The organism is Hyphomonas johnsonii MHS-2 (assembly GCF_000685275.1).
GTDB classification, from domain to species: Bacteria; Pseudomonadota; Alphaproteobacteria; order Caulobacterales; family Hyphomonadaceae; genus Hyphomonas; species Hyphomonas johnsonii.
Genome location: NZ_ARYK01000002.1, coordinates 350,923 through 376,146, shown reverse-complemented (window position 1 = coordinate 376,146; position 25,224 = coordinate 350,923). Strand labels below are relative to the sequence as shown.

The 25,224-nt window shown below is 63.3% G+C and carries 21 protein-coding genes, 1 tRNA gene, 1 pseudogene and 1 riboswitch; of the genes and pseudogenes, 4 read left to right on the top strand and 19 right to left on the bottom strand.

Annotated features, from left to right (window positions below; genetic code table 11):
• Positions 1–18: 18 nt before the first annotated feature.
• A riboswitch (cobalamin riboswitch) is annotated at positions 19–210 on the bottom strand.
• 77 nt (positions 211–287) lie between these two features.
• Positions 288–437 (top strand): annotated as a pseudogene (locus HJO_RS18110) (DsbA family protein); the annotation flags it as partial.
• 39 nt (positions 438–476) lie between these two features.
• Here HJO_RS18110 and HJO_RS06615 read toward each other — a convergent pair.
• The 13 genes from HJO_RS06615 to HJO_RS06555 all read right to left on the bottom strand — a co-directional run bounded on the left by HJO_RS06615 (position 477) and on the right by HJO_RS06555 (position 14,401).
• On the bottom strand, positions 477–3,728 hold the full coding sequence (locus HJO_RS06615) for an error-prone DNA polymerase (RefSeq protein WP_035615162.1): 3,252 nt from the start codon (positions 3,726–3,728) through the stop codon (positions 477–479).
• Entirely contained in the window at positions 3,725–5,338 is a 1,614-nt protein-coding gene (locus HJO_RS06610) for a Y-family DNA polymerase (RefSeq protein WP_051618361.1), read from the bottom strand. The genes HJO_RS06615 and HJO_RS06610 overlap by 4 nt, the downstream gene beginning before the upstream one ends.
• Positions 5,235–5,885, bottom strand: coding sequence for an ImuA family protein (locus HJO_RS17620; protein ID WP_051618360.1), 651 nt, complete (start codon positions 5,883–5,885; stop codon positions 5,235–5,237). Before HJO_RS17620 ends, HJO_RS06610 begins: the two co-directional genes overlap by 104 nt.
• Positions 5,886–6,042: 157 nt before the next feature.
• Complete coding sequence (locus HJO_RS17615) at positions 6,043–6,813, bottom strand: energy transducer TonB (protein WP_051618359.1); 771 nt, start codon at positions 6,811–6,813, stop codon at positions 6,043–6,045.
• Entirely contained in the window at positions 6,810–7,229 is a 420-nt protein-coding gene (locus tag HJO_RS06595) for an ExbD/TolR family protein (protein WP_035615158.1), read from the bottom strand. The genes HJO_RS17615 and HJO_RS06595 overlap by 4 nt, the downstream gene beginning before the upstream one ends.
• Positions 7,226–7,627, bottom strand: coding sequence for an ExbD/TolR family protein (locus HJO_RS06590; RefSeq protein WP_035615155.1), 402 nt, complete (start codon positions 7,625–7,627; stop codon positions 7,226–7,228). Before HJO_RS06590 ends, HJO_RS06595 begins: the two co-directional genes overlap by 4 nt.
• A complete protein-coding gene (locus HJO_RS06585; protein ID WP_051618357.1) occupies positions 7,602–8,306 on the bottom strand; it encodes a MotA/TolQ/ExbB proton channel family protein in 705 nt (234 codons plus the stop codon). The genes HJO_RS06590 and HJO_RS06585 overlap by 26 nt, the downstream gene beginning before the upstream one ends.
• 36 nt (positions 8,307–8,342) lie before the next feature.
• Positions 8,343–9,023 (bottom strand): Fe2+-dependent dioxygenase, encoded by a 681-nt coding sequence (locus HJO_RS06580; RefSeq protein ID WP_035615149.1) that lies wholly within the window; start codon positions 9,021–9,023, stop codon positions 8,343–8,345.
• Positions 9,024–9,042: 19 nt separating this feature from the next.
• Positions 9,043–11,229 carry a TonB-dependent receptor gene (locus HJO_RS06575; protein WP_035615146.1) on the bottom strand — a complete coding sequence of 729 codons (2,187 nt, stop codon included), beginning with the start codon at positions 11,227–11,229 and terminating at the stop codon, positions 9,043–9,045.
• 136 nt (positions 11,230–11,365) lie between these two features.
• A complete protein-coding gene (locus HJO_RS06570) occupies positions 11,366–12,325 on the bottom strand; it encodes an FAD:protein FMN transferase (RefSeq protein WP_051618356.1) in 960 nt (319 codons plus the stop codon).
• A gap of 2 nt (positions 12,326–12,327) precedes the next feature.
• Entirely contained in the window at positions 12,328–13,146 is an 819-nt protein-coding gene (locus HJO_RS06565) for a DUF4198 domain-containing protein (protein ID WP_035615144.1), read from the bottom strand.
• Positions 13,147–13,191: 45 nt separating this feature from the next.
• A complete protein-coding gene (locus HJO_RS06560) occupies positions 13,192–13,713 on the bottom strand; it encodes a DUF2271 domain-containing protein (RefSeq protein WP_035615141.1) in 522 nt (173 codons plus the stop codon).
• A 7-nt stretch (positions 13,714–13,720) separates the two neighbouring features.
• A complete protein-coding gene (locus HJO_RS06555; protein WP_241764685.1) occupies positions 13,721–14,401 on the bottom strand; it encodes a PepSY-associated TM helix domain-containing protein in 681 nt (226 codons plus the stop codon).
• A 188-nt stretch (positions 14,402–14,589) separates the two neighbouring features.
• On the opposite strand from HJO_RS06555, the gene HJO_RS06550 reads away from it, so the two are divergent.
• The 3 genes from HJO_RS06550 (at position 14,590) to HJO_RS06540 (ending at position 20,236) form a co-directional block, all read left to right on the top strand.
• Positions 14,590–15,780 (top strand): CaiB/BaiF CoA transferase family protein, encoded by a 1,191-nt coding sequence (locus HJO_RS06550; protein WP_035615138.1) that lies wholly within the window; start codon positions 14,590–14,592, stop codon positions 15,778–15,780.
• Between the two features lie 205 nt (positions 15,781–15,985).
• A complete protein-coding gene (locus HJO_RS06545) occupies positions 15,986–17,101 on the top strand; it encodes an efflux RND transporter periplasmic adaptor subunit (RefSeq protein ID WP_084141668.1) in 1,116 nt (371 codons plus the stop codon).
• A 6-nt stretch (positions 17,102–17,107) separates the two neighbouring features.
• Complete coding sequence (locus HJO_RS06540; protein WP_035615135.1) at positions 17,108–20,236, top strand: efflux RND transporter permease subunit; 3,129 nt, start codon at positions 17,108–17,110, stop codon at positions 20,234–20,236.
• Between the two features lie 55 nt (positions 20,237–20,291).
• On the opposite strand, the gene HJO_RS06535 is transcribed toward HJO_RS06540, so the two are convergent.
• The 6 genes from HJO_RS06535 to HJO_RS06510 form a co-directional block, all read right to left on the bottom strand.
• Positions 20,292–20,368 (bottom strand) — tRNA-Arg (locus HJO_RS06535).
• Between the two features lie 16 nt (positions 20,369–20,384).
• Positions 20,385–20,693, bottom strand: a complete 309-nt coding sequence (locus tag HJO_RS06530) for an ETC complex I subunit (RefSeq protein ID WP_035615132.1) — start codon at positions 20,691–20,693, stop codon at positions 20,385–20,387.
• Between the two features lie 524 nt (positions 20,694–21,217).
• Complete coding sequence (locus HJO_RS06525) at positions 21,218–22,375, bottom strand: alpha/beta hydrolase (RefSeq protein WP_162173787.1); 1,158 nt, start codon at positions 22,373–22,375, stop codon at positions 21,218–21,220.
• A gap of 167 nt (positions 22,376–22,542) precedes the next feature.
• Entirely contained in the window at positions 22,543–22,767 is a 225-nt protein-coding gene (locus HJO_RS18530) for a hypothetical protein (protein WP_162173786.1), read from the bottom strand.
• Positions 22,768–22,916: 149 nt separating this feature from the next.
• Positions 22,917–23,588, bottom strand: a complete 672-nt coding sequence (locus HJO_RS06515) for a DUF6796 family protein (protein ID WP_338390242.1) — start codon at positions 23,586–23,588, stop codon at positions 22,917–22,919.
• Positions 23,585–25,219, bottom strand: coding sequence for a CRTAC1 family protein (locus tag HJO_RS06510; RefSeq protein WP_035615124.1), 1,635 nt, complete (start codon positions 25,217–25,219; stop codon positions 23,585–23,587). The genes HJO_RS06515 and HJO_RS06510 overlap by 4 nt, the downstream gene beginning before the upstream one ends.
• Positions 25,220–25,224 lie beyond the last annotated feature (5 nt).

Genomic DNA, 25,224 nt, shown 5'->3' with positions numbered 1-25,224 from the left:
AGAACTATTCCCGGTCTCCGGACGAACGACGCGATGGCAGGTCTCCTGGCTCACCGATCAATGCGTCTGGCCGTCTTCCCAGGAGACTCGTCTCCCAGTGACTTGTTTGGCCATCGGCTCCCGGCTGACAGTTGCGGGTACAGCACCGGAATTACACCGGCTTCCCTCTTAGCCCCCTTTAACAGGGGCACCATCTGAGAGACGTCATGTTGCAAGCGCGAAAGGCTGTCAATAGACGTTCAGGCATCTGGGCTCGGCGCGCGTGACGGGGCTGATTGATGCTGACGCAGGATCCGGACGTGAAAGCTGAACTGGTTGCGAATACGGCGCGGGCTGTCGAGCGTGGTGCCTTCGGATCGCCGACATTCCTCGTCGGTGACGAGATGTGGTTCGGCAAGGACCGGTTGCGTGATGTCGTGGAAGCGGCGGCAGTGTAAGGGGGGCCTTGGCGGCCCGGTAGCGAGTCCTGTTATTGCCTAATGAAAGTCGCGGCTGGGCGGGATGATGCGCACGTTGCGGGGATGGTTCCGCGATGGCGGAGGCGGGTTACGTCCTTCCCTAACAGAATGGGCAATCTCGTCGGCATTTGCCAGAACCGATTTCAGCGGATCTCCGCCGGTATTTTCGGACAGGCGGTCCAGGTCCGCTGTCCGGTCAATCAGTTCGGTTGCGACGATGTGGGTGACATTGTCCGCTGTCTGGACCCTGCCGCGGACCATGAGAATGCGGGCTCCCATCACGACGGCGCGGAAACGGTCAAAGACTTTCGGCCATACGACAAGATTGGCGATGCCGGTCTCATCCTCGAGCGTGATAAAGCAGACCCCGCTGGCAGAGCCAGGTCGCTGGCGCACGAGCACGACGCCGGCTGTCTGGACCCGCGCGCCATTCTTCAGGCCGGTGGCCTGTTCCGTCGTCACAAGCTTCATGCGGGCATAGTCGGATCGGAGAAACCTCAAGGGGTGGTCCTTCAAGGACAGGCGCATGGACTGGTAATCCTGCAGCACATGTTCTGATGCCGGCATGGCGGGAAGGCTGACCGGTGTTTCGGCGCTCTGCTCGGCGATGTCGGCGGCATGGAAGAGGGGGAGCGTACGCTCAGCGGCTTCGCCCCGCACCGCCCACAGGGCCGCCCGGCGGTCGCGTGCCATAGACCGGAACGCATCGGCATTGGCCAGCAATTCGACGGCTCGTCTTGCGATGCCGGTGCGGCGGCGAATGTCCTCCGGTGCGTCATAGCCACCGCCGCGTTCCGCCATCAGGATTTCCATTTCGTCCTCGCGCAGGCCGTCGACCTGCCGGAAACCCAGCCTCACCGCGCAATGGCCTGTACCGCCGGGTTCCAGCGTGTTGTCCCAGTCAGAGAGATTCACATCCACCGGCCGCACTTCCACACCATGTTCCCGGGCGTCGCGGATGATCTGGGCCGGGGCATAGAACCCCATTGGCTGGCTGTTCAGCAGCGCTGCGCAGAAGACATCCGGATGATGGCATTTCAGCCAGGCGGAAACATAGACGAGAAGGGCAAAGGATGCGGCATGGCTTTCCGGGAAACCATATTCGCCGAAGCCCTTTACCTGGTCGAAACAGCGCTGGGCAAAGACCGGGTCGTATCCCCGGGCGATCATCCGGCCGACCATCATGTCTTCATAGTTCCGGATCGTGCCGAGCTTGCGGAATGTCGCCATGGACCGGCGCAGGCCATTGGCCTCATCAGGTGTAAAGCTGGCGGCATCGATGGAAATCTGCATCGCCTGTTCTTGGAACAGCGGCACGCCCAATGTGCGTTTCAGGATGCGTTCCAGTTCGTCGGGCGGGCCGTGCTCCGGTGACGGCGACGGGTAAGAGACCGGCTCGATCTTCTTCCGGCGTCGCAGATAGGGGTGCACCATGTTGCCCTGGATCGGGCCAGGCCGCACGATCGCGACTTCGATGACAAGGTCATAGAATACGCGCGGGCGCAGCCGCGGCAGCATGCTCATCTGCGCCCGGCTTTCGACCTGGAAGACGCCGAGGCTGTCGGCCTTGCAGAGCATGTCATATGTTGCGGTGTCTTCCGGCGGCAGGCTGGCAAGATCGAGGTCGATGCCCTTGTGGAGACGCAGCATGTCGAAAGCCTTGCGGATGCAGGTCAGCATGCCGAGAGCGAGCACGTCGACCTTCATGATGCCAAGCGCACTGATGTCGTCCTTGTCCCATTCGATGAATGTGCGCTCGTCCATCGCCGCATTGCCGATCGGGACTGTCTCGGTGAGAGGCCCGCGCGTCAGCACAAAGCCGCCGACATGCTGCGACAGGTGGCGCGGGAAACCGATCAGCTGGCGGATCAGGATGATGGCCCGGCGGATCATCGCGTTCGCGGGGTCGAGCGCCGCCTGCCGGATCTGGTCTTCCTTTATCGTGCTACCCCAACTGCCCCAGACCGTTCCGGCAAGGGCTGAGGAAATATCCTCCGACAGGCCGAGCGCCTTGCAGACTTCACGCACGGCAGAGCGGGGACGATAGGAGATGACGGTCGCCGTGAGGGCGGCCCTGTGGCGGCCATAGCGGCGGTAGACATACTGGATCACCTCTTCGCGCCGCTCGTGCTCGAAATCGACATCGATATCCGGTGGTTCGCGGCGTTCCTTTGACAGGAACCGCTCGAACAGGAGGCTGGTTGTGCCGGGATCGACACTCGTGATGCCGAGGCAGAAGCAGACAGCGGAGTTCGCCGCCGATCCGCGCCCCTGGCAGAGAATATCCTTTCCACGGGCCCAGGCCACGATGTCATGGACGGTCAGGAAGTAGGGCGCATAATCAAGGGCGGCGATCATGGCGAGCTCCTTGTGAAGCGCGGCGCTGACGGCTTCCGGAATGCCGGTCGGGTATCGCCGGTCCGCCCCTTTCCAGGTGAGGGTTTCAAGATGCTCCTGCGGGGTCTTTCCAGGTGGTACGGGCTCGTCCGGATACTCATAGGCGAGTTCATCAAGGCTGAATGTGCAGCGGTCGGCAATCACCTGCGTACGGGCGAGAGCCGGCTCGAACCCCCTGAACAGGCGCGCCATCTCGTCCGGACTCTTGATATGGCGTTCTGCATTCGCGGCGAGGCGGAACCCGGCCGCATCGATCGTGCAGTGTTCGCGGATACAGGTCAGGACATCCTGCAGCGGACGGCGTTCCGGCATGTGGTAGAGCACGTCATTGACGGCGACGAGCGGCACGCCGGCCCGTGCGCCAAGGTCGGCCAGCCGCGCGATGCGTTCCCGGTTGCGCCCGCCATAGTCATGCCGCGCAGCGAGATAGAGGCGGCGGGGCCATTCGCGGCCGAGCCGTTCCAGGGTTTCCGAAAAGGCGGTGCCGGGGTGGTCAGGGGGAATGGCAATGAAGACCTGGCCTTCGCCATGGGTGATGATGTCTTCAAGGGAAATCAGGCAGTCGCCCTTTTCGGCGCGCCGCTTGCCGAGGGACAGGAGGGCCGAGAGGCGCCCGTAGGCGGCCCGGTTCTCCGGGTAGCAGATCAGGTGCGGTCCATCGGTCGGCACCAGCCGCGCGCCGACCAGCAGTTTCAGCCCGGCCTCCTTGGCGGCGACATGCGCGCGCACGACTCCCGCCAGCGTGTTGTGGTCCGCAATGCCGATGGCCGAAAGGCCAAGGGCCTTGGCCTGGATAACAAGTTCCTCGGCGTGGGATGCCCCGCGCAGGAAGGAGAAATTGCTCGTGACGGCCAGTTCGGCATATCCGCTCATGCGAACAGCCCGTGTATGTACCAGGCGGGCGGCCCGCCCCGGCCATCGTCGTAAAGCCCGTTGCGGAACAGCCAGTAGCGCGCCCCGGCAGCATCCTCGACGCGGTAATAGTCGCGGGCGCGGGGCAAGTGCCTGACGCGCTCGCCGGGGCCGTCCTGTTCGGGCGGCGGGGGGATGTGGCAGCGCCACCATTCCGGGCTGATCCGCTCGGGCCCGTCCGCCCTGAGCACAGTGCGGGGCAGGCGGCGCCAGGTGAAACGCAGGGGCGGGCCGTCGGGCACTTCGGCCAGCACGTTGATCGGCTCGGGGCGCGACAGGAACCGGATTGGCCTTGGCCCCGCGGCGGATCTTTTCATGGCACCGTCGACGAGGGTTCCGTCGAAAGGGGCGTATTGCTCGGTCCGCTCGGGCAAGTGGCTTTCCACCGGGACAGCGATTCTTACGACGTCTTCGCCCAGCCGCGCCATGATCCGATCGGCCAGTGCGGCGAGGACGACATGATCTGTGTCGACGCCAGCCAGGTCCCCGGAAAGGGCAACCGTGCCAGCCTCCATCGGTCCGGTGCGGTGGGCTTCGAGCAGCAGGAGGTCGATGCCGAAACCCGGGTCGAGTTGGTCAACCCGCTCCCTGAACAGGCGGAGGATATGCAGGGGATTACGCACCGCCCGGGCGACTGCGATGCCGACGGCGCCTGATGTGCCATCCGAGCGAAAGGCATGCAGCGTGAATTTCCGGGCGCCCTTGCCGGAGACTTCAAGTTTTGTGCAGAGTTCTGCGGCCAGTGTTTCCAGGCCCAGCCGGATGGCGTCAGCACTGAGCAGGGGGTCAGGGCAGGAAAGGCGTACGGCGCAGGCGGGGGTGGGGCGCAGGGGGTGTATGGGTTCGATGCGGCGGCCGAGGGCCTGGTCGAGCCGCAGGAGGACAGCATCTGCGGTCGCCTTCGACCGGAAGCGCCGCGCCAGCGCCTTGCGGTCGATAGCGTAGAGCTGGCCAATATGCCTGAGGCCGAACCGGCGCAGCAGGGTGTCAGTCTCAGGCGACAGGCGCAGGGCGGAGACGGGCAGGGTGGCGAGGCCGGCCTCTTCCTCTCCCCTGTCCAGGATCATGCCGGGCGCTGCGCGGGCAAGGGCGCTTGCCGCGCCGGGTGTACTGGCGAGGCCGGCGCGGTGAGGAATGCCGCCCCGGTCCAGCAGTTTCGTCACCTGCGCCAGCATGTCTCTTTCCCCGCCATAGAGGTGGGCACAACCTGTCACTTCCAGCATCAGCCCGTCCGGCCCATCGAGGGCGACCAATGGCGCGATCCGGATCATCCAGGCGGCAAGGGCTTCTAGCGCGAGCTTGTCGGCCGCGCGGTCCACCTCCTCTGACACAATCGCGGGAACGCGCGCCCGGGCATCGGCAAACCGCAGGGGTTCGGATATGCCTTTTGCCCGGGCGGCGGCATTGGCGGCGACAACGCACAGCCCGTGTGCCCCCGGTTCGGTCAGGACAAAGGGAACCTGCGGATCAGGCGCGCTGGCGGTGACCGTGTGGGAGGGCTGCGCGCGCCGGGCCCGCATGAGCCGGGTCAGTGGCCATTCCGGAAACCATAGAGAGAGATAGCGTTTCATTGTTCAGCTCGATGTCGAAAACCTTGCCCGTCATGTGCGGGGCCTGCCGGGCGCGCTCGAGAACAGCCCGCCAGCGCGGAAAGCCGGGAGCGCGGGGGTCGAACCTGTTGGGCGCAGACGGGCGGGCGCTGACCCGCCAGCGGGCAGAGGCGGCGGTTGCACCCGCGCATGTGTAGGGCATGAGCAGGATGACCGGCACATTGTGGCGGCCGGAGGCGAGGGCGAGCCGGCGGCTGGCGGTGAAGTCAATGGCCTCCAGTTCTGCGACAACCAGGCTGACAGCGCCGGACCGCACGGACTCTTCGGTGGCCCAGAGCGTGTCGGACAGCTTGTTCGTGCAGATGGACAGGATGGCGGGCGGTTTCGCGCGGAGGTCGGGCAGGCCGGCCTGCATCAGGTGGCCGTGTTCGCGCGTGACCCGGCCCTGTGCGATCCAGGCAACGGGGCCGGGGCGGATTGCGCTGGCCGCCATTGAAAATCCGGTCAGGGCCGGCCAGCAGCCAAAGGCGGCCTCGCACACTTCGTGGACGCCCATGCTGCCGGGCATTGGCGGGCAGGCATCAGGCTGTGAGGCCCGGTAAACATTGGGGGGAAGGCAGGTTTCTCCACGCATATGTTCTTATTTTGTTCTTTTGGTCCGGAGTCAAGCGGAGCACCGGAAAAGAGCGTATTTTGCGGTGGATTACGCCGGTCGGATCCGCCGGTCAGTTCAGCGAATAGGAGATGGGCACCGTGAAGGTGAGATCAGTACCGTGCAGGGGAGGCGGAGGGGGTGGCACGGGGGAGGCGCGTTCGAGCAGGGCCAGTGTGGCCTCGTCGAGGATGCGGAAGCCGGAACCGGTATCGATCCGCTGTTCAAGGATATTGCCCGCACTATCCACCCGGAACCAGACCTTCACAACGCCCTGCTGACGGCGCGACCTGGCGGGATAGGGATAACGCTTGTGCTTCATGAACCAGGCCTGCAGCAGCCCTGCATATTCGGCCTGGCGCTTGTCGACGCCGCCGGGCACGCCGAATTGCGGGCCGGGGTTGGTGCCAGGCTGGCCAGTCGTGCGTGCAGGTGTGGCGGTGGCGGTGCGGGGGCCGGAGGACGAGGTGCGGGCAGGTTGCGCCGTCGTCACTGGCGCGGCCGCAGGGGCTGTGTCCACAGGGGCCGGTGCGGGTGTGGGGAGGGGGGGAGGTGCGGGTGTTGTGGTCGGGGCCGGTTCGGGTGTGGGTGGTTCGGGTGCGGGAAGGGGGCGCTGTGGGGGTGGTGGAGCCGCTGGTTCGGGGTCGGCGGGCGCTTCACTCTCATCACCGGCATCTTCGAGTGCGCCGTCCAGCGTGCCGATGGGCGCGAGGAGGATTTCGTGCTCGGTCTCCACGGGCGGGGGAGGTGTATCGGACGTGATGTGGATTCCAGCAAGCCCGACGGCATGCGCGGCGAGCGCACACAGGAAAGCTCCGATCCAGACAGCCGCGCGCCAGTTCATGGCGCGGCCTGCAACCTGGTCGTCAGTTTGACCCGGCTGGAACCGGCGGCGCGCAGTGCTTCGAGAACTTCAACCACTTTCACCGCCTCGACACCCTTGTCGGCAACGATGCGGACGGGCTGGTCAGGATCCGCGCCGAGGGCGCCGGCCAGGGCCTGGTTGAGGTCCACGCCTTGCAGGACACGGTCACCCAGTGCGAGGCGGCCATCGGCGGACATGTAGATCATCAGGGCGGCGGCGTCGCTGGTGGCTTCCGCTGTGGAGGCTGGCGGATCAACCTCCATGGGCTCGGCCTCGCGGATGGCGCCGGCGACGAGGAAGAAGATCAGAAGCAGGAACACGATATTGATGAGCGGCATGATGCGATCATCAATGCTGGCCATTCGTTTCGTGTCTGATCCGGCGCGCAGCTTCATTGGAGGCTGTCCTGCCGGCGCAGCGAGATCGACCGGGCCCCGGCCGCTTCGAGGGCGTCCATGACCGATACGCAGGCTTCAAGGCCGACGCCCGGCGCAACCTGGATGACGACAGGGTCGCCCGAGGCAAGGCGCGGCTGGAGCGTGGCGACAAGCGCGTCCGGTGCCACGCTCTGCCCTTCGAACCGGATGCCTTCGGTCGTGAGGTCCAGCGTGACGAGCGCGTCTGTCACGTCCGGCACGGATGCCAGGGCGGGTGTCACCATGTCCATGCTGCGCCGGTCAGCGAACGTGGAGGTCAACATGAAGAAAAGGAGCAGGATGAAAACGACGTCAATCAGCGGCGTCAGGCTGATCTTCGTCCCTGCCGGCTTAAGCTGTGGCTGCGCGAATTTCATCTGGTGCGCTTTCGGTGCGTCGGGTGAGGTCAGGCGTGAAGATGCGGGTGACGGCGTCCTCGGTGCGCCGGGCAACCAGCAGGATGGAGCGGTCAAACCAGTTGGCGACGGCGACGACGGGGATGGCGACGATGAGGCCCGCCGCGGTGGTCAGCAGGGCTGCCCAGATGCCGCCGGACAGGATTGCCGGATCGACGTTGCGGCCGGCCGCCTCCATCGCGCGGAAGGCCTCGATCATGCCAAGCACTGTGCCGAGCAGGCCAAGCAAGGGTGCCAGCGACCCGATGATTTCGAGCAGGCCGATGTGCGAGCGCAGGGTGTTGATCTCCGACGAGGCGACGCGCTCGACCTCTTCGCGCACGGCCGCCTCTGTCACATCGCTGCGCAGGGACCCGCGAATGGCCGTGGCGACCGTGGCCGAAGCCGGATCCTTCGCGCCCTGGACGGCGGCGAGCGCTTCACGCTTGCGACCGTCGCGGAACAGGCTGACAGCCTTTTCGACATTGTTGCGGCGGGCGAGACCAGCGACCGCGAACTGGACCAGTTTGTAGATGATGATCGTCAGCGCCACCACGGACATCGCGATGAGCAGCCAGACAACCGGACCACCGGCAATGACAAGGTCGAAAGGACTGCTCACCGTTTGGGCGGTGGCGGGTAGGGGGGTGGTTGAGTCCATGGTCAGTGGCCTTTCAGGATCGGTCGGGACTGTGGGTCAGGCATCGGCCCACCGGCGTATGAGGTTGTGGTAGACGCCGGTCAGCTGGACGACCGACGGATGATCGGGAGTGGTAGCGTTCAGGGCCTGGATACTGCTGTCCAGTTCGAACAGGAGCGTCCGCTGGCCGTCATCGCGCACCATGCTCTGGACCCAGAAGAAGGAGGCGACCCGCGCGCCGCGTGTCACCGGCATGACACGGTGCAGGCTGGTCGACGGATAGAGGATCATGTCGCCCGCAGGCAGCTTGACCGAATGCGAGCCGTAGGTGTCATCAATGACGAGTTCGCCGCCGTCATACGTGTCCGGCTCGGCCAGAAAGAGTGTCGCAGAGACATCCGTCCGGATACGAAAGTCGTTGCCACGCATCGGCCGGATTGCGTTGTCGACATGGTTGCCGAAATTCTGGCCGCCTTCGTAACGGTTGAACAGGGGCGGGAAGACCTTGAGGGGCAGGGCGGCCGAAATGAACAGGGGATGGCGCTGCAGCGCATCGAGCACCCGGTCACCTGCCTCGCGCGCCTGCGGACTGTCATCCGCCAGCTGGGCATTGCGCTTTGCGCGCGCTGCCTGGGCGCCGGACGTGGCGTTGCCATCGCGCCAGTCTGCGCCGTCGATCAGCTGACGGATGCCTGTGACATCCGGCTTGGTGAGGACTTCTGGAATTCGGATCAGCATGCAGGGATTTCCGCCGGGGCTAGAACTTGAATTTGAGACTGCCGACAACCGACCGGCCTGGCGCAATGGTGGCCATGTGCGTGGTGTAGACGCGGTCATAATAGCGTTCGTCGGTCAGGTTGTTGACGTTGAGCTGGAGCGCGATGTGCGAGGTCAGGTCGTAGGACGCCATGGCGTCATACTTCCAGTAGCCATCGACGCTCTTCGTGTTGGCCGTATTGCCGAAGCGTTTCGACACATAATTGGTGCCACCGCCGACGGTGAGGCGCGGGAGGACGTCATATGTCGTCCAGAGCGTGAAACTGTTTTCCGGCGTGTTCGGCATCTGGTTGCCGACATCGGCCGTGTTGATCGGACCCGCGTCGATGATTTCAGAGTCGAGATAACTGTACCCGGCAAAGATGTCCCACGCGTCGGTGATGGACCCGGTGGCGCTGAGTTCGATGCCCTGGACGCGCTGTTCACCGATCGCCTGCTGCGGTGCGCCCCGGCCGGCCTCGACGGCAACGTGCCCGTCAACGACCTCTGTTCGGAAGATCGCGGCATTCAGGGCGATGTCGCGGCCCTCCGGTTCCCATTTCACGCCGAGTTCGTAATTGCGGGCCCGTTCCGGTTTCAGGTCTTCATCCGAAATCGAAATATTGTCGCCGCCGTCGCCCGCCGTCACGCCGGACGGACTGGCTGAGGTGGCGAAGGAGGCGTAGACGCTGGTGTTGAACGCCGGCTTGTAGACGGCGCCGACCTGATAGGTGAACAGCGTGTCGTCATTGTTGAGGTCGGTGGACGTGTCAGTGCGGAAATCATCGAGCCGGAGGCCGAGATTGAGGATCCATTTTTCGCTGAGGGTGATCGAGTCGAAGACATAGGCACCGAACGTGTCGACGTTCGTGCGGGTGACAGGATTGCGTGAGATGGCACCCGTCCACGGATCGTTCGGGTTCGGATTGTAAAGGTCTGTGCAGTTGTAGCCACTCGGTGCGCCGGCGCCGAACAGGTCGCATTCGCCGCGCGGGATTGCGATTCCGCCGGGCGCAAGCTGGGACACGGCATAGGTGCTGCGGTCCGTGGTCTCGTAGGCGAATTCGACGCCGGTCGAGAGGCTGTGGTCCAGGCCGCCGAGGCTGAAGCCTGCCTGCAGGTCGGTCTGGTTGACGAAGCTTTCAGTGGTGGAGTTGGAACTCTTCACGTTCCTGAGGACAAGGCCGTTGACGATATTGCCCTGGCTGTCGTCCGGGTTGCTGGCGATGTAGGCGTTGCTGGAGCGCGAGACACGCGTGATGTTGCGGAGTGTCACATAGTCGTTGAGGGCGTGGGAGACCTCGAACTGGCCGGAATCGGTCTTGGTATCGTGGAAGTCGCGGTTGAGCAGGCCGTAGAAATTGTCGGGGTCGATGCCGCTGACGGGCTGGCCGGTGTCAAGATCGAGCGGATGGCCATAGTCGATGATGCCGTCGCCTTCATAGTGGGAATAGCTGGCGGTGAATTCCGTTGGCGTATTGAGGCCCCAGGTGATGGTCGGCGCGAATCCCCAGCGGTTGTCAAAGACCGCGTCGCGGCCCGGAATGCCGGAATCCTGCCACATGCCGTTGACGCGAACGGCGACCGTGTCGGAGAGCGCCTCGTTGATGTCGAGTGTGGCGCGCTGGTGGTCTGCGTTGCCGACAGCGGCAGAGCCGGCGATGAAGTCGTCCGCCTTGGCAGTCTTGGTCACGAGATTGAGGCTGCCGCCCGGTGCCCCACGGCCGGCAAGCGCGCCATTGGCACCGCGCGAGACTTCGATCTGTTCGAGATTGAATACGTCGCGTGACTGGGCCGAGGCGTCACGGATGCCGTCGACCATGATGCCGCTGGTGGACTCGTATCCCCGTATGAAGGGCCGGTCGGCGAAGGGCTGGCCGCCCTCGCCCATGGCCATGGTGATGCCCGGCACGGTGCGCAGCGCATCGACGAGGGTGGTGGCGTTTGTGTCCTCGAACACTTCCTCGGTGACGACGGTGACAGAGCGTGGCGTGTCGATCAGGGGCGCGGTGTATTTCGGCGACTCGGGCTCGGCCTTGTAGTCCGGCGCTTCGGCTTCGATCGTGACTTCGCCGATCTCGACCGGGTCTGCCTGTGCGGCCAGCGGAAACAGAACGAGCCCCAGCGCGGTGGTTGCCAGAAGCGTGTTGAGTTTGGTTTGGCCGGTTTCGGCAGTCTTGAACGGCATCGTTTGGTTCCCTTGGTGACCCATATTGAGAATGCGAATTACTCGCAATAAAAAGTTGGCGCAACCCCTTTTGAGAATAATTCTCAAATAGTTTTGATCGGCCCGATGGCGCGGGGCAGCGCATTGCCCCGAGGCGTCAGGCCAGCATCTGCGCCAGGACGGGAGACGCGCGCGCAGGCTGGTTGCGGAACTGGAAAAGGGCCGCGAGGCCGTGCTGAGTTGCCAGGTCAAGGCCGGTCGCTGCGCCGCCCGCGAAGAGGCCCGTGGCCCAGGCGTCGGCCAGGGCGCAGGAAGCATGCAGGACGGTCACGCTGGCGAGGTCGCCGCTGTGGTGCGTGGCGTCAGCGTGGCTGACAATGTGTGACACGCGCTCGCCGTCGCTGAAGCGCACCTTGCGGTAATCGCCGGACGTGGCGATGGAACGCCCGCAGAGGGCGACGCGCCAGCCGGGACCGGTGGTGGGTGTCTCGATATCGACCCACCAGGGCAGGCCGTCAGGCTTCACGCCGCTGGCGGTGAACTCGCCGCCGATGTCGGCAAGATAGCTGGTGATGCCGAGCGCGCGCAACGCCCGGCCCATCTCGTCGACGGCGTAACCCTTGGCGACGCCGGAAAGGTCGAGAAGGGCAGGTGTGGTGCGCGTGAGCGACGCGGCGGTGAGAGCGAGGTGGCGCCAGGCGGCGTGGTCGCCGTCAGTGGCAGCGGTGCCGCCGGTGTCGGGGCCAAAGCCGCGCCTTGCCACTTCGGCGCCGAGGCAGGGATTGAATGCGCCGTCGGTCAATTGGGCGACGTCCAGCGCTATGGCGAGCACCTGCCGGAATGCGGGCGGGACGTCCATCCGGGTGCCGGGGGGCAGGCGGTTGAACCGGCTGATCAGGGAGTCCGGCTCCCATGTGCTCATCTGGTGGATGATCTCGTCGAAGACCGATTCCATCCGACAGCGGATGTCCTGTGCATCCAGCCGCGGTGGCGCGTGGCACGCCAGCGACCAGTTCGTGCCCATCGTCTCGCCGCGCAGGTGTATCGACGCCGTACCGAGCACAGGGCGCACGGAGTCGGCACGCGATACATCGTGCGGGACGAGCAGGTTCAGCATGGCTAGAGCGGCAGGGCTTCGAATGTTGCGGTGTAGGACGTGCGCACTTTCATCGCCATGCCGTCGACGGTTGTCTCGCCTTCGGAGCCGGTCGTGAGCCAGTAAGGGCCGGGCAGCTCAGGCGTGAAGGTGAAGACGCCATCGGCATCAGTCTTCACTGACAGCTCGCCGGGCGTGTCGCGGTAGCGGTCATTGCCGGGCAGGATGGTGACGTCGAGGCCGCTGGCAGGTGCACCGTCCAGCAACAGCCTGAAGCTGACAGGTTCACCGGTGAAGACATCGTTCGGATGGGTGACAGGCTGAAATTCGAGACCCGTTCCCGTTGGCGAGAAGACCTCTGTGGAGGGCGCGCCGAGCGTAACGAAGGTTTCGACGCTGCGCTGGGCCTGGGACACTTCAACGCCCGGCTTCTTGTCGATGCCTTCGGCGCGGAGTGTTTCGAGCGTACCGCGCCAGCGCTTGCGCTCGCCATTCTCCATCCAGCCGGCGAAATAGGACGGCGCGCCGGCCGTTGAGATGCGGTAGGTGCCTTGCTGGTCCATCCGGACATCGAACATGGACCGGATCTCGCCCTCAGCGGCATGCGCGATCGCGACATGCGAGCCATCCGGCGCTGTCACGGTGATCGAGGCCGGGTCGATGGCGTGGTGATTGGGGAAGAAGAGGTCGTTGGAGATGGCCGCGTCAACGGTCACCCATTGTGCATCGCCTGACAGGGTGAATGTCGAAGGCAGCAGCCAGGCGCGGTGGGCGCTCGCGCTGCCGGCCATTGCGATCACCAGCGACGAGGCGGCAAGCAGTTTGAGGGTGAGGCGTTTCATCGGATCATTCCTTGTGTGGCGTCACGCGGCCGGACCGCATTCAGGTTAGTTTTCGGGGATGAGTTTCAGGGCGACGGTGCCGAGTTCGGTCTCGCCGCTCACCGTCAGGTCTGCCTGTCCGTCGGACGGCCAGTGGAAGGGTATCTGCACCATTTCCCGTCCGCCGACTTCGCGGACAGCTTCCACAGTCAGGACATAGTCGCCCGGTGTAAGCGCCTGGATCGCGAGGGAATCGCCGGGGATGCGCAAAGTCTGCAGGCCGGGCGCCTGCGTCGGGCCCGACACGCCATCGACCGGCATCTGGAGGTCGCGACCAGCGCGGCGCCACCATTGGCGCAGGTCCTTGAGCCAGGTTTCACCCTCGTCCGCGCCACGTTTTTCCTGCTGGTACCAGACGGCGAGATTGGCCGCGACAGTGTGGTCAGGCCGGGCGATCCAGGCGGCAATGTAGGGGCGGTGGTATTCCGCGACATTGAGCTGCGGGATGCCAATCTCGATTTCCATGGAGTCGGCGAGAGCGGGTCCCGACAGGAGGGCCATTCCGGCCAGGCTGAATAGTGCGCGCATGATATCCTCAGGTGTGAGCAAAGAAGATGAGAAGGAGGGCAGGGATGCCGAGGCCGGCGAAGGCGAGCGGCCATGTGCTGGCGCGCCGTGTCGAATGGATCTGCAACAACCACAGGCCGGACAGGCAGAACAGGATGGAAGCGACGGCAAAAATGTCGAGGAACCATGACCATGCCGTGCCTGTATTGCGGCCCTTGTGCAGGTCGTTGAGGTAGGCGACGGCGCCGCGCCGAGTGGTTTCGTAGGTGACCTCGCCGGTTGCCCGGTCGATGCTGAGCCAGGCGTCGCCGCCCGGGCGGGGCAGGCCGACATAAACATCGACATCGGTCCATTCAGCCGGCTGCCCGGACGCGTGGACACCGAGGTTGCGCTTGAGGAACCGCGTGACCGTTCGCGGCAGGGTATCTGTCGTGCCGTCAGCCGGCCCGGACGAAAGATCACTCACCAGGTCGGGTGTCAGGGTGGCGGTCGATTCCTTCACCTGCGGGTGGGCCGGAATGTCGGCCGCATGGTTCAGCGTGATGCCCGTCGCCGCAAAGAGGACCATGCCGATCAGGCAGATCGCGCCCGACATCCAGTGGATCGTGCGCACCTGCCGCTTTACGAAGGCATACCGGAGGGCACGCTGGCCGGCCGCGTTGCTGCGGCCCCGTTTCACGGTGGTGGTCTCGGTCAATTGTGAGGTCACGGCTGTCAGGTGTCCTGAGGAATAAACATGCGGGTGCCTATCATGCAGAGGTTTGCTAATGCAAGTCATTCTCATAAATTAGGTGTGCGTCATTCTGCGGGTGCCGCGTGCCTGAGAGGCCATGGGCGTCTTGCCCCTGCGCCGTTCCATGCCTAGTCACCGCGCAGTCAGTGAGTGAGGAGACAACAATGCCGGGCACAAATTTCCTGTCGGACATTCGGGTGGCGGACATGACGACCGTGATCTTCGGTCCCTATTGCACACAGACGCTGGCGGACATGGGCGCGGATGTCATCAAGGTGGAGCCGGACGGCGGCGATGATTTTCGCGAAGTCGGCAAGCCGGCGGCGACCAGAGGCATGGGGCCGTGCCACATGACGATCAACCGCGGCAAGCGGTCAGTCGTCTGGGACCTGAAGTCGGAAGCCGGGCAGGAGGCCATCCGCGCCCTGATTGCGGGCAGCGACGTGTTTATCCACAATATCCGCCCCGATGCGGTCGAGCGACTGGGCCTGACGTTCGAGGAGGTCAAGACGATCAAGCCGGATATCGTCTATGTCCATTGCCTCGGATTTGGCACGGATGGTCCCTATGCTGGCCGCCCAGCCTATGACGACCTGATCCAGGGCCTGTCCGGCGCCGCGAGCCTGCTGCCCCGTGTGGACGGTAATCCCAAGCCGCGGTTCATCCCGACAGCCTTCGCCGACAAGGTATCCGGCCTGCATGCCGTGTACGCGACCCTGGCGGCGCTGCGTCAGCGCGACAAGACGGGCGAGGCGGTGCATGTCGAAGTGCCGATGTTCGAATGCATCACGCACTTCCTGCTCGAAGAGCATTTCTACGAGGCCGTGTTCGACCCGCCGGTGGGCCCGGTCTGCTACCAGCGCCAGGTGGACCCCTCGCGCCAGCCGCTCCAGACATCCGACGGCTGGATCGTGGTGGCCCCTTATGTCGATGCCCGCTGGGTACGGCTGTTCGATGTGCTGGGAGCGCCGGAGGAGCTTCAGGATGAGCGCCTGTCCGACCGTCGCGGCCGATATTACAACATGGCCTACATGATGGAGCGCGTTCAGTTCCATCTCACGGCGCAGCCGACCCGGTACTGGCTGGATGCGTTTGCCGCGAGCGATATTCCGGCCGCACCCGTCAATGACATGGGCGAATTGCAGGACGATCCGCACTTGCAGGCGGTCGGGTTCTTCCGGAAGCGCGAGCATCCGACCGAGGGTGGGTATTGGGAAACCCAGCCGCCGGTGACATTCCGGGGGGCTGCGTCCCGCACCATCCGTCCGGCCCCCCTTGTCGGCGAGCATACCGATGAAGTGCTGGCAGAGCTCGGATTGGGCGTTCCGGCGCGTCGCGAAACGGATGCGAATTAGGCCGGAATTCGTGCAGGTTTTGCCGACGTCCTTGGTAATATGTTCGTTATTTGCTGGCAGGATGCAATTGACACATACTGCTTTACATTGCCGGTGTCCGGGCTAATTGCGAAATTGTACCGCATTTGCCCTCGGTCACCGTTTCCGACGTTGGACGGCGGCCGGAAGGCTGTCCGGTGGTAAAAGGACCCGATAAGGCACCCAGATGGCGCGACTTGTCTCCCGTTCCCGTGCGCACAGGCCGTTGGCATTGCTCGTGGCGCTGCTTGCCGTGTTTGGCCTGTCGGCCCTGACAGCAGCGGCGCAGGCCCGCGCGCCGGCCAGCGTGTTTGCCGCCGAGGTGGCCGAGCAGGAATTTTCGATGCGGATCGAAGCGCTGGGTACGCTGATGGCGAACGAGCGCGTTGACCTGACGCTGAACGTGGCCGACCGGGTGACCGCGATCTATTTCGACGATGGCGAGCGTGTACTGGCTGGCAAGACGCTGCTGTCGCTGGCCCAGCGTGAACAGGTGGCACTGGTGGAATCGGCCGAGGCGACAGCAGAAGAAGCGCGCCGCCAATATGACCGGACACTGCAGCTGTCGAAGCAGGATGCCATTGCGCAAACCAGCCTGGATGCCGCGCGCCGCAACCTTGATTCCGCCAATGCGCAGTTGCGCGCAGTGCAGGTACGCCAGAAGGACCGCGTGCTGGTGGCGCCATTCGACGGCGTGCTGGGGTTCCGCAATGTCAGTGTCGGATCCTATGTGCGGCCGGGCGATGTTGTTGCCACGCTGGTCGATGACAGCCAGATGAAGATGGACTTTACCGTGCCATCGACATTCCTGCGCGCCCTGACCGAGGGCACGACCGTGCAGGCGTCGACCGATGACCTGCCGGGCATGGCGTTTTCAGGCACGATTGCCAGCGTCGATAACACGATCGATCCCGTGACCCGCTCCGTGCGGGTGCGCGCGATCCTGCCCAATCCAGACCGGTTGCTGAAGGCCGGCATGTTCATGCGTGTGGCGGTTCTGGCCGACTCCCGCATGGCCCTGTCGATACCCGAAGGCGCGATCCAGCCGGTGGGACCGGATAATTTCGTGCTGCTGCTGGAGACGTCGGGAGACCAGACCATCGCGGTGCGTCACAAGATCGAGATCGGCCTGCGCCAGGGCGGCAATGTCGAAGTGATTGCGGGGCTGGGACTCGGTGACCGGATCGTCACGGAAGGCGCAATACGTGTGCGGGACGGCGCCCCCGTTATCGTGCGCGAACGCTCTGCCGTCCTGCCCAGTGCCGGCGCGTCAGGCAATGGCGCGGCAGCGAACGCGAACTAGGCCCGGATGCTGCTCTCAGACATCTCCGTCAAGCGCCCGGTTTTCGCCTCGGTCCTGTCGCTCGTCCTGATCATTTTCGGCCTGGTGGCCTTCAACCGTCTGCCCCTGCGCGAATATCCGGACATTGATGCACCGATCGTATCGATCGATACGCGCTATCCCGGTGCCGCGGCGAACGTGATCGAGACCCGGATCACACGGGTGATCGAAGACCGGATCGCCGGTGTGTCCGGTATCCGGTTCATCGATTCAAATTCCACGGATGGCCGTTCGCGTATCAGCGTCGAATTCAGCATCGACCAGGACATCGATGCGGCCGCCAACGATATCCGCGACCGGGTATCGGGTGTGCTGGACCAGTTACCTGCGGAAGCCGACCCGCCGGAGATCGAAAAAGCCGATGCAAATGACGACGTCATCGTCTGGCTGAACCTTGCAAGTGACAGCCTGACCACGCCGGAACTGTCGGACTATGCCGACCGCTATCTGGTCGACCGGTTTTCGGCGCTGGACGGTGTGGCGCGGGTGCGTGTTGGCGGCGCGCGTGACTATGCGCTGCGAATCTGGATCGACCGGCGCGCACTCGCCTCGCGCAATCTCGCCGTCAGCGATATCGAACGCGCCCTGCGTAGCGAGAATATCGAGGCGCCGGCCGGCAGCCTTGAATCGGACTCGCGGACATTCACCGTTCGCATCGAGCGCGCGTTCAAGACACCGCAGGACTTTGCCAACCTCGTGATCACCGAAGGCGACGATGGCTATCTTGTCCGTCTTGGTGACGTGGCCCGCGTCGAGCGCGGAACGGTGGAGGATCGCAACACGTTCCGGGGCAATGGCGTGCCGATGGTCGGGCTGGGCATCGTGAAGCAATCGACAGCGAACACGGTTGAGGTTGCGGCCGCGGCGCGCGCGCTGGCCAACCGGCTGAATGACACCCTGCCCGAGGGCATGAACATTTCCCGCAGTTTCGACAGTTCGGTATTCATCGATGCGTCGATCACCGAAGTGTATCGCACATTGTTCATCGCCGTCGGCCTGGTGACACTGGTGATCTTCCTGTTCCTCGGCAGCCTGAGAGCGACGATCATCCCGGCGATTACCGTTCCGGTATCAATCATCTCGACATTCATCGTCCTGTTCGCCCTGGGGCTTTCGATCAACCTGCTGACGCTGCTCGCGCTGGTGCTGGCGATCGGCCTGGTCGTCGACGACGCCATCGTGGTGCTTGAGAACATTCACCGGCGGATGGACGAGTATGGAGAAACCTCGCTGGTGGCGGCCTATCGCGGTTCCCGGCAGGTCGGGTTCGCCGTGATCGCAACAACGCTCGTGCTGATCGCCGTCTTCATCCCGATCACGTTCCTGCAGGGCGATATCGGGCGCCTGTTCACCGAGTTCGCGCTGACCATGGCGGCGGCTGTTGCCTTTTCGAGCATCCTGTCGCTGACCATCGTTCCGATGCTGGCGTCCAAGATCCTGAAGCCTACAGCATCGGGCGGCATTTTCAGCTTCATCCCGTTTCTCATCAATGGCGCGTTCGGCGGGCTGAAGGCGGGTTATGCCTGGATACTCGACCGGCTGGTGCACCGTCCGATCCTTGCGGCAATCATGCTGTGCGGCATTTTCGGGGGCGCCGTCTGGCTGTTCCAGAACATCGACGAGGAATACGTGCCGCGCGAGGATCGTGGCAGCTTCTTCGTCAGCGTGCGCGGCGAAGAGGGCGCATCCTTCGACTACATGTCGACCTATCTCGACGAAATCGAACGCCGGTTGCTGCCCTATACGGACTCAGGTGAAGTTTCGCGCCTTCTGCTGCGAGCGCCCGGATTCGGGAGCTCCGGTTTCAACCAGGGCTTCGTCATAGTTGTGCTTGATGACTGGGCGAACCGGCGGCCGGCCGACGAGATCATCCAGGAGGTCAACGGAAAGCTGTCCGACCTGCCGGGCATTCGCGCATTCGCGATCATGCGGCAGGGCCTTGGCGGCGGGAACAGCAAGCCCGTGCAGTTCGTCATTGGCGGCCCTTCGTATGAACAGCTGACGCAATGGCGCGACACGTTTGTTGCCGCCCTCGAGGCGAATAATCCCGGACTGGTCGATATCGACTGGGACTACAAGGAAACCCAGCCGCAATTCCGCATTACGATCGATTATGACCGCGCGGCGGACCTCGGCGTGACGGTCGATGAGATCGGGCAGACCCTGCAGACCATGCTCGGCTCGCGCCGGGTCACGACCTATACCGACGACGGTGAAGAATATGACGTGATCCTGGAGGGTGTCAGATCAGACCAGAATACGCCAACTGACGTGCAGAACATTTACGTCCGTTCGTCGCGGTCCGGCCAACTGATCCCTCTGTCGAGCCTGACGACGATGCAGTCGATGGCCGACAGCCCCAGCCTCAACCGCTACAACCGCGTGCGATCGATCACCATCGAGGCCGGCCTCGCGCCGGGTGTGTCGCTGGGCACGGCGCTTGCCAACATGGAGCGGATCGCCCGAGAGTCACTGCCGCAGGAAGCGACGATCGACTTCAAGGGCCAGTCGCTGGACTTCAAGGCGTCCGGCACCTCTATCGTGTTCGTCTTCGGGATCGGGCTCGTGATCGTGTTCCTGGTGCTGGCCGGGCAGTTCGAGAGCTATCGGCACCCGATCATCATCATGCTGTGCGTGCCCGCGACGATCGGTGGCGGGCTGCTGGGCCTTTGGCTGACCGGGAATACGCTGAACATCTATACGCAGATCGGCCTGATCATGCTGGTCGGCCTGGCGGCCAAGAACGGCATCCTGATTGTCGAATTCGCCAACCAGCTGCGCGACAAGGGGATGGAATTCGATGCGGCGCTGCGGGAGGCGGCGCTGGCGCGGTTCCGGCCGATCGTGATGACGAGCCTGACCACGGCGGCCGGGTCGATACCGCTCATCCTGTCGGCGGGGGCCGGCGCGGAGACCCGACAGGCCATCGGCGTGGTGATCCTGTTCGGTGTGACGGCGTCGATCTTCGTGACGGTGCTGTTCGTGCCGACGGCATATGCCCTGCTTGCACGCAAGTCCGGATCGCCGGGAGACGTTGCCCGGCGCCTCGACAAGGAAGAGGCGCAGGCCGATCTCGGTGCGGCACCGGCTGAATAGCGCGTCTCATTTACCGGCTTCCGGCAGCGCTCGCCGGATCAGGTGGCCAGGCAAATGGTGACCCCTGCAGGACTTGAACCTGCAACCGTCGGATTAGAAGTCCGGTGCTCTATCCAGTTGAGCTAAGGGGCCGGATGGGCGCCGGACCCTAATGGGTCCAAGGCTGCTTGCGGTCAAACGAGAAATTCTCGCTATACGACTTCACCAGACGCTTGCGCTCGCGGGATTCTTCGACGCGGAAGACCAGGCCTTCCCGACGGGCATAATCCACCGCTTCTTCCTGGGTCTCGAATTCGAGACGAACCTGGCCCGACGTATCGTCGATACTGGTCCAGCCCATAACGGGGTCTGCGGTCCGCCGGGCGTCGGGCTTCACGAATTCCAGGTACCAGGTATGCGTCTGGCCACGTCCGGAAGTCATGGCACTTTTCTGGGGTCTGTAAATCCGCGCTTCCATCTGACAGCCTCTTGCCTCGAGAAAGTTCTGGTCGGAGCGAGAGGATTCGAACCTCCGACCCTCCGGCTCATGCCAGACAGGTTGGTGGAAGGAGCCCTCCGCAAAACCACTGTAAACACTATACATCAAGTGGGTTTGGACCCCGCTTTCCGCAATGCCCCCAAACGCCTGATGCCAAATAGGCCGCGATCCGAGGTGCAATGAAGCCGGAATAGCGAGGCTCGGCCCCGCCCGCAACCATTATAGTGAGTTGGTCCATTGATGTGCCCCTTGCGATTTTTCGGCTGCAACAGGCGGAATCTGCGACGGAATGGGCACGAACCGGCGGGCCTCCGGAAACCACCCGGACGTGTCGAAATGCCTGAACAGGATCAGTCGACCCTTGACCACGCATATTTGCCCATCAAGCTCGACCTGTTGGCGAGAGGCGCAGCGGTCCGAGTCCGTTTTCGCGCGCGTCCGCGAGTTTCGACCATCGAAATGTGATCGTCTTCGGCAACACGCGTTTCTCAACTCCGTGGGATTCAGGGGGTTATTTGCGGAGCGTCTATCAAACGGCAGCCGTCAGGGCTGTGCAAGGATCCGAAGTATGAGGGCGTGTAAGTCTTGTCGATGCTCCAGAAATTGAGATCGAGGTGCTTGAGTGGGCGCTCCGCGTCGGCCGGCCTGGCGCCCGTGCGCATCGTGATCGCAATATCCGATAATACGCCGGGGTGGCGCCGAAAATAATTATGCCGGTCATAGTCTCCGGCGTCCTGAACGAGGATGAAGTGGACAGACTTTACGCCCTGAAACACGGCGCGCGATTCCGCAGACATCTGATCGGGTCGGGCCGCGCCAAACCGGGGCGATCCGAAGACCCAACTTGCGATGCCAAGAGCGTTGTCTTCCGGATAGAGGTATACATCTATCTGCCCGAATCCGATCCCGAACGTTTCGGCGACGAGGCGTTGCTCCATGACGCCGAGGTCAATATCCGGAGCGGCCAGAATGAGTGTTTCGATCCGGTAGGTGTCGCGCATCGACAGGTCTGCCCCACGGGATTCAATCAGCAATTCCCTCAAAGCCGTCGTGACGATCGATGCGCCATGACTGTGGGCGATCACCACGACTTCATCGACGGCCTCTGTCGCCGCAATCAGTCGCAACGTTTCCTTCAGGTGGTAGACCGAGAAATCGCCATTCTGGGTGTCACCAAGATAGCCAAGGGCCTTGTGCCCGCCCGTCGGCCAGCTGAACAGCAGGGGAATGCCGGACCTGCCAGACGCAGACCAGAGTTCAAACAGGTTGATTGCGCCGTCTTCAAAGCTGTTATTGAAGCCGTGCACGAAGAGCACAACTTTTCCGGTTCCGCGCTCCGCCAGCTCGCCGGTCAGCTCGTCCTGGAATTGCGCGCCAGCGTTTTGGTATTCGGCAATAGCTTGCCTGTCACGGGTGAGCACGCCCTGTTCTATCGCAAAGGCGAGCGGCGTGCCTGGGAACCGAACGGCTTCCGCAATCCGCGCGTGAGCGTAGGTCGGGGGGGCTTTGTCGATTGCGTGCCCGGAAATGTAATCTGCATAGGCCTCTGCACTCATATTCGCAGGCTCTATCGTGACGTATCCGAAAGCCATCGAACTCGACCGGTTGTTGCCATAACCTTCCGGATCGTCGGCGCGGTTTCGGTTCGTGATGTAGAGCATCTCCGGATTTTCGCGGCAGATTGACGGGGCGCGCTGTGGCAAAGACGGGGCGGGCATTTCCCAGGCGTTCGGCGAAATGGCCGCAGGGTAGGTGCTCGCGCAACCTGCGACGAAGAAGCATACGAACAAGAATGGAACCAGTCTCATGTGCGTGCCCTCATGCCAAATCATGGATCGCCAAAGTGCAGTAAGCCTGATGCCCAGGTTCCGCCAATCAAGATCGCAAGGATGAGCGACACATAGCATTGCGGAAGCACCGCAAACGCCAATGGGCAAACATGCCCGGCGGTCAGCTCGAATCCGGATGCGATCACGGCGAGGCCGACAACCGGCAACCAACCCGTGAGGAAAACGACCTGACGCGGCCTGCCGGTCAACAGCGTCGATACCAAGACAAGCCCATATCCAGCCAATACCACGAAACAGGCCGGAAGGGGGCCAAGCATGGGGCACGCAGATCCGGTGGACATGTGCGTGCCTGCCAGTGATGCAGCCGGAACCAGGCCGAGTATTGAGAGGAATGCGAGAACAAGGCGGTGCTTCACAATTCACTCGCTTTACGGACGTTCAGCAGGGACAGAATGAAAAGCACTGCATGTGCCGTATTCATGGCCGTTGGCAGCACGAGCCAGCCAAATTCCGGCGCAACTGTGTAAAACCCGAAGATGAGTGCCAGCAGCGCAGCAGGACTGAACAGGGCCATCCAGCGTGGGTAGCGCGACACACCCTTCAGGATGACGGCGATCCAGACGATAGAAAATGCCGTCGTCACGATACGAAGCGCATTGACGAGCGGTTCGTGCAACGACACCTGTCGCGCAAGCAGGTCTGGATCGGCCCCGCCGACCTGGATCGCCTGGACAGTTGCGGCAAGCAGCGCGCGCTGACCCATCCAGACAGTCGCCAGGATGAATGCCCATGCACAAACAGCAAAGATGATGAAACGGATCTTCGGCGATGCGGGCAGAAGATTACCGGTCAGATGCCAGTATCCCATGAGGTAAAGCGGCGCAGAGGCGATGGCTAGAAAGTGCCCGACCATCAGCCTGCTCCGACTGATCTCCAGAAAGTACCCATAGGCGGGATCGGTAAAGACCCCGCCTGGAACCATCTGGATCAGGCCCTCGCCAAGGCCGGTCATCACAGCGCCGGCGAGGCCAGCCAATCCGAACCAGAAAAGCCCTTGAGAGCGAGTGGGAGTGTCCCCTGTCATGGCCGAACCGTCCGCCAGTCGATGACCTGGCCTGCTGCGACATTGTCGAGTGACCTTGTGGCGCCTGTGGAAAACCGGATCGACACACGGTCAGCTGATGTTGCGTCACCCAGTCCGACAAACATGTCTGACGAACTGTCTGAAGAAAGGCCTTGAGCGGGCACTACCTGGCGAACGAGTGACCGCCCGGCGACTTCCACGTCGATGCGGGCAGTATATGCGGCCACTGAATCATCCAAGCGTATCCTGATGCCATGACGATCCGGTGTGCGATTGAGGAGCGCCCGGGTGGGCCCTTGGAGATTGGCCCATATGAGGTCCGGCAGGCCGTCGCCGTCGAAATCGCCGACGAGTGGGGCGATTGCGAACAGCCTGTTCGCGGCGCCCGCGCGCTTCTCGACCGGGTGGAATCTCTTGCCCTTGGCGTTCTGCAGGACCTTGCCGGCATACCTGTGAATAATGGCCGGTTGTCCAAACTTTGCGTAGTTTTGCGCGACGGCAATATCTTCCCAGCCGTCGAGATTGAAGTCGGCGGCGACCACGCCCCACCCAAACCCGATGCGGGCAGCCCGCATGGCCTGTGCCTGGTCACTGAACGCGCCATGGCCATCACCTGCAAACAGCATGTAGTCGGGATTGAACCGGGCCGATTTTTCAAGGTCACCGCGCAAGAGTGCCGATGGCAGCGTATGCCCGACATTTGAGAAATAGAAGTCCAGACGGCCATCGCCCGTAAAGTCTCCGGCCGCAATGCCCATCGGGTAAGAGTAGACTGACGGGTTCTCCAGGGGCTTGAAAGGCGGTGCGCCGTCATTTCTCCAGGTTTCGACCCGGCCAGTGTCCTCGGCGACAACGAGATCTGAATCACCATCGTCATCAAAGTCGGCAAAGACGGCCGTAAACGTATTGTGCTGACGCCTTATGCCCCATTTAGTCGACACGTCCTCGAACATGCCCATGCCGTCGCCCTGCAGCAAGTAGCTGTATCCGCCGTAAGGGCGGGTGAAGATCGTTTGTCCTTCCACCCTGTCGTTGCTGACATAGCCCGAAACGTAGAGATCGACGTCACCGTCTCCATTTACGTCTCCTGGCGCAATCGAAAGGGCGGTCGTGCCATCTTCGGGTGTGAATATGATCTTGCCGTCGCCCAGCCGGCCTGACGTGTTCCGGTACAACCAAACGCCGCTCTCTCGCGCAACAATCAGGTCGGTCCAGCCGTCTCGGTCCACGTCAACAGAAACACCGCCCATGGTCGCGTCTCCGGCTGGTTTTGAGAGGTCATGCGCCTGGCTCCTGCTCTCAAATCTTCCAGACACGCTGCTATAGCTGAACAGGCCATCCGGCTGGTCGCGCCCCCCACCCAGAAAAACGTCTTCGTGAAGATCGTGGTCGGTGTTGATGACGACCCCGGCCATGAAGGGGAGTGCGCCCGTCTCGGCCTGGATGTCGGACCGGTTGTGGAATGCCAGATCAACCGCAGAAAATGTCAGATCGGTTTTACCCTGCGGTTGCCATTCGAGTTGGAACAGCCGAAAACCAAGCCAGCTCGAGCTGAGCAGCATGACGAGGATCGTTCCAAGGCCGAATGCTCCACAGCCGAACCAGAACCATTTGCGCACAAAACTCTGCATGTCCT

What these genes read in the sequence shown, in the direction of transcription:
- HJO_RS06615 (WP_035615162.1), bottom strand. Translation starts at nt 3,728, where the DNA reads ATGAGCGGATATGCCGAACTGGCCGTCACGAGCAATTTCTCCTTCCTG.
- HJO_RS06610 (WP_051618361.1), bottom strand. Translation starts at nt 5,338, where the DNA reads ATGAAACGCTATCTCTCTCTATGGTTTCCGGAATGGCCACTGACCCGG.
- HJO_RS17620 (WP_051618360.1), bottom strand. Translation starts at nt 5,885, where the DNA reads ATGCCCGGCAGCATGGGCGTCCACGAAGTGTGCGAGGCCGCCTTTGGC.
- HJO_RS17615 (WP_051618359.1), bottom strand. Translation starts at nt 6,813, where the DNA reads ATGAACTGGCGCGCGGCTGTCTGGATCGGAGCTTTCCTGTGTGCGCTC.
- HJO_RS06595 (WP_035615158.1), bottom strand. Translation starts at nt 7,229, where the DNA reads ATGAAGCTGCGCGCCGGATCAGACACGAAACGAATGGCCAGCATTGAT.
- HJO_RS06590 (WP_035615155.1), bottom strand. Translation starts at nt 7,627, where the DNA reads ATGAAATTCGCGCAGCCACAGCTTAAGCCGGCAGGGACGAAGATCAGC.
- HJO_RS06585 (WP_051618357.1), bottom strand. Translation starts at nt 8,306, where the DNA reads ATGGACTCAACCACCCCCCTACCCGCCACCGCCCAAACGGTGAGCAGT.
- HJO_RS06580 (WP_035615149.1), bottom strand. Translation starts at nt 9,023, where the DNA reads ATGCTGATCCGAATTCCAGAAGTCCTCACCAAGCCGGATGTCACAGGC.
- HJO_RS06575 (WP_035615146.1), bottom strand. Translation starts at nt 11,229, where the DNA reads ATGCCGTTCAAGACTGCCGAAACCGGCCAAACCAAACTCAACACGCTT.
- HJO_RS06570 (WP_051618356.1), bottom strand. Translation starts at nt 12,325, where the DNA reads ATGCTGAACCTGCTCGTCCCGCACGATGTATCGCGTGCCGACTCCGTG.
- HJO_RS06565 (WP_035615144.1), bottom strand. Translation starts at nt 13,146, where the DNA reads ATGAAACGCCTCACCCTCAAACTGCTTGCCGCCTCGTCGCTGGTGATC.
- HJO_RS06560 (WP_035615141.1), bottom strand. Translation starts at nt 13,713, where the DNA reads ATGCGCGCACTATTCAGCCTGGCCGGAATGGCCCTCCTGTCGGGACCC.
- HJO_RS06550 (WP_035615138.1), top strand. Translation starts at nt 14,590, where the DNA reads ATGCCGGGCACAAATTTCCTGTCGGACATTCGGGTGGCGGACATGACG.
- HJO_RS06545 (WP_084141668.1), top strand. Translation starts at nt 15,986, where the DNA reads ATGGCGCGACTTGTCTCCCGTTCCCGTGCGCACAGGCCGTTGGCATTG.
- HJO_RS06540 (WP_035615135.1), top strand. Translation starts at nt 17,108, where the DNA reads ATGCTGCTCTCAGACATCTCCGTCAAGCGCCCGGTTTTCGCCTCGGTC.
- HJO_RS06530 (WP_035615132.1), bottom strand. Translation starts at nt 20,693, where the DNA reads ATGGAAGCGCGGATTTACAGACCCCAGAAAAGTGCCATGACTTCCGGA.
- HJO_RS06525 (WP_162173787.1), bottom strand. Translation starts at nt 22,375, where the DNA reads ATGCTCTACATCACGAACCGAAACCGCGCCGACGATCCGGAAGGTTAT.
- HJO_RS06515 (WP_338390242.1), bottom strand. Translation starts at nt 23,588, where the DNA reads ATGACAGGGGACACTCCCACTCGCTCTCAAGGGCTTTTCTGGTTCGGA.
- HJO_RS06510 (WP_035615124.1), bottom strand. Translation starts at nt 25,219, where the DNA reads ATGCAGAGTTTTGTGCGCAAATGGTTCTGGTTCGGCTGTGGAGCATTC.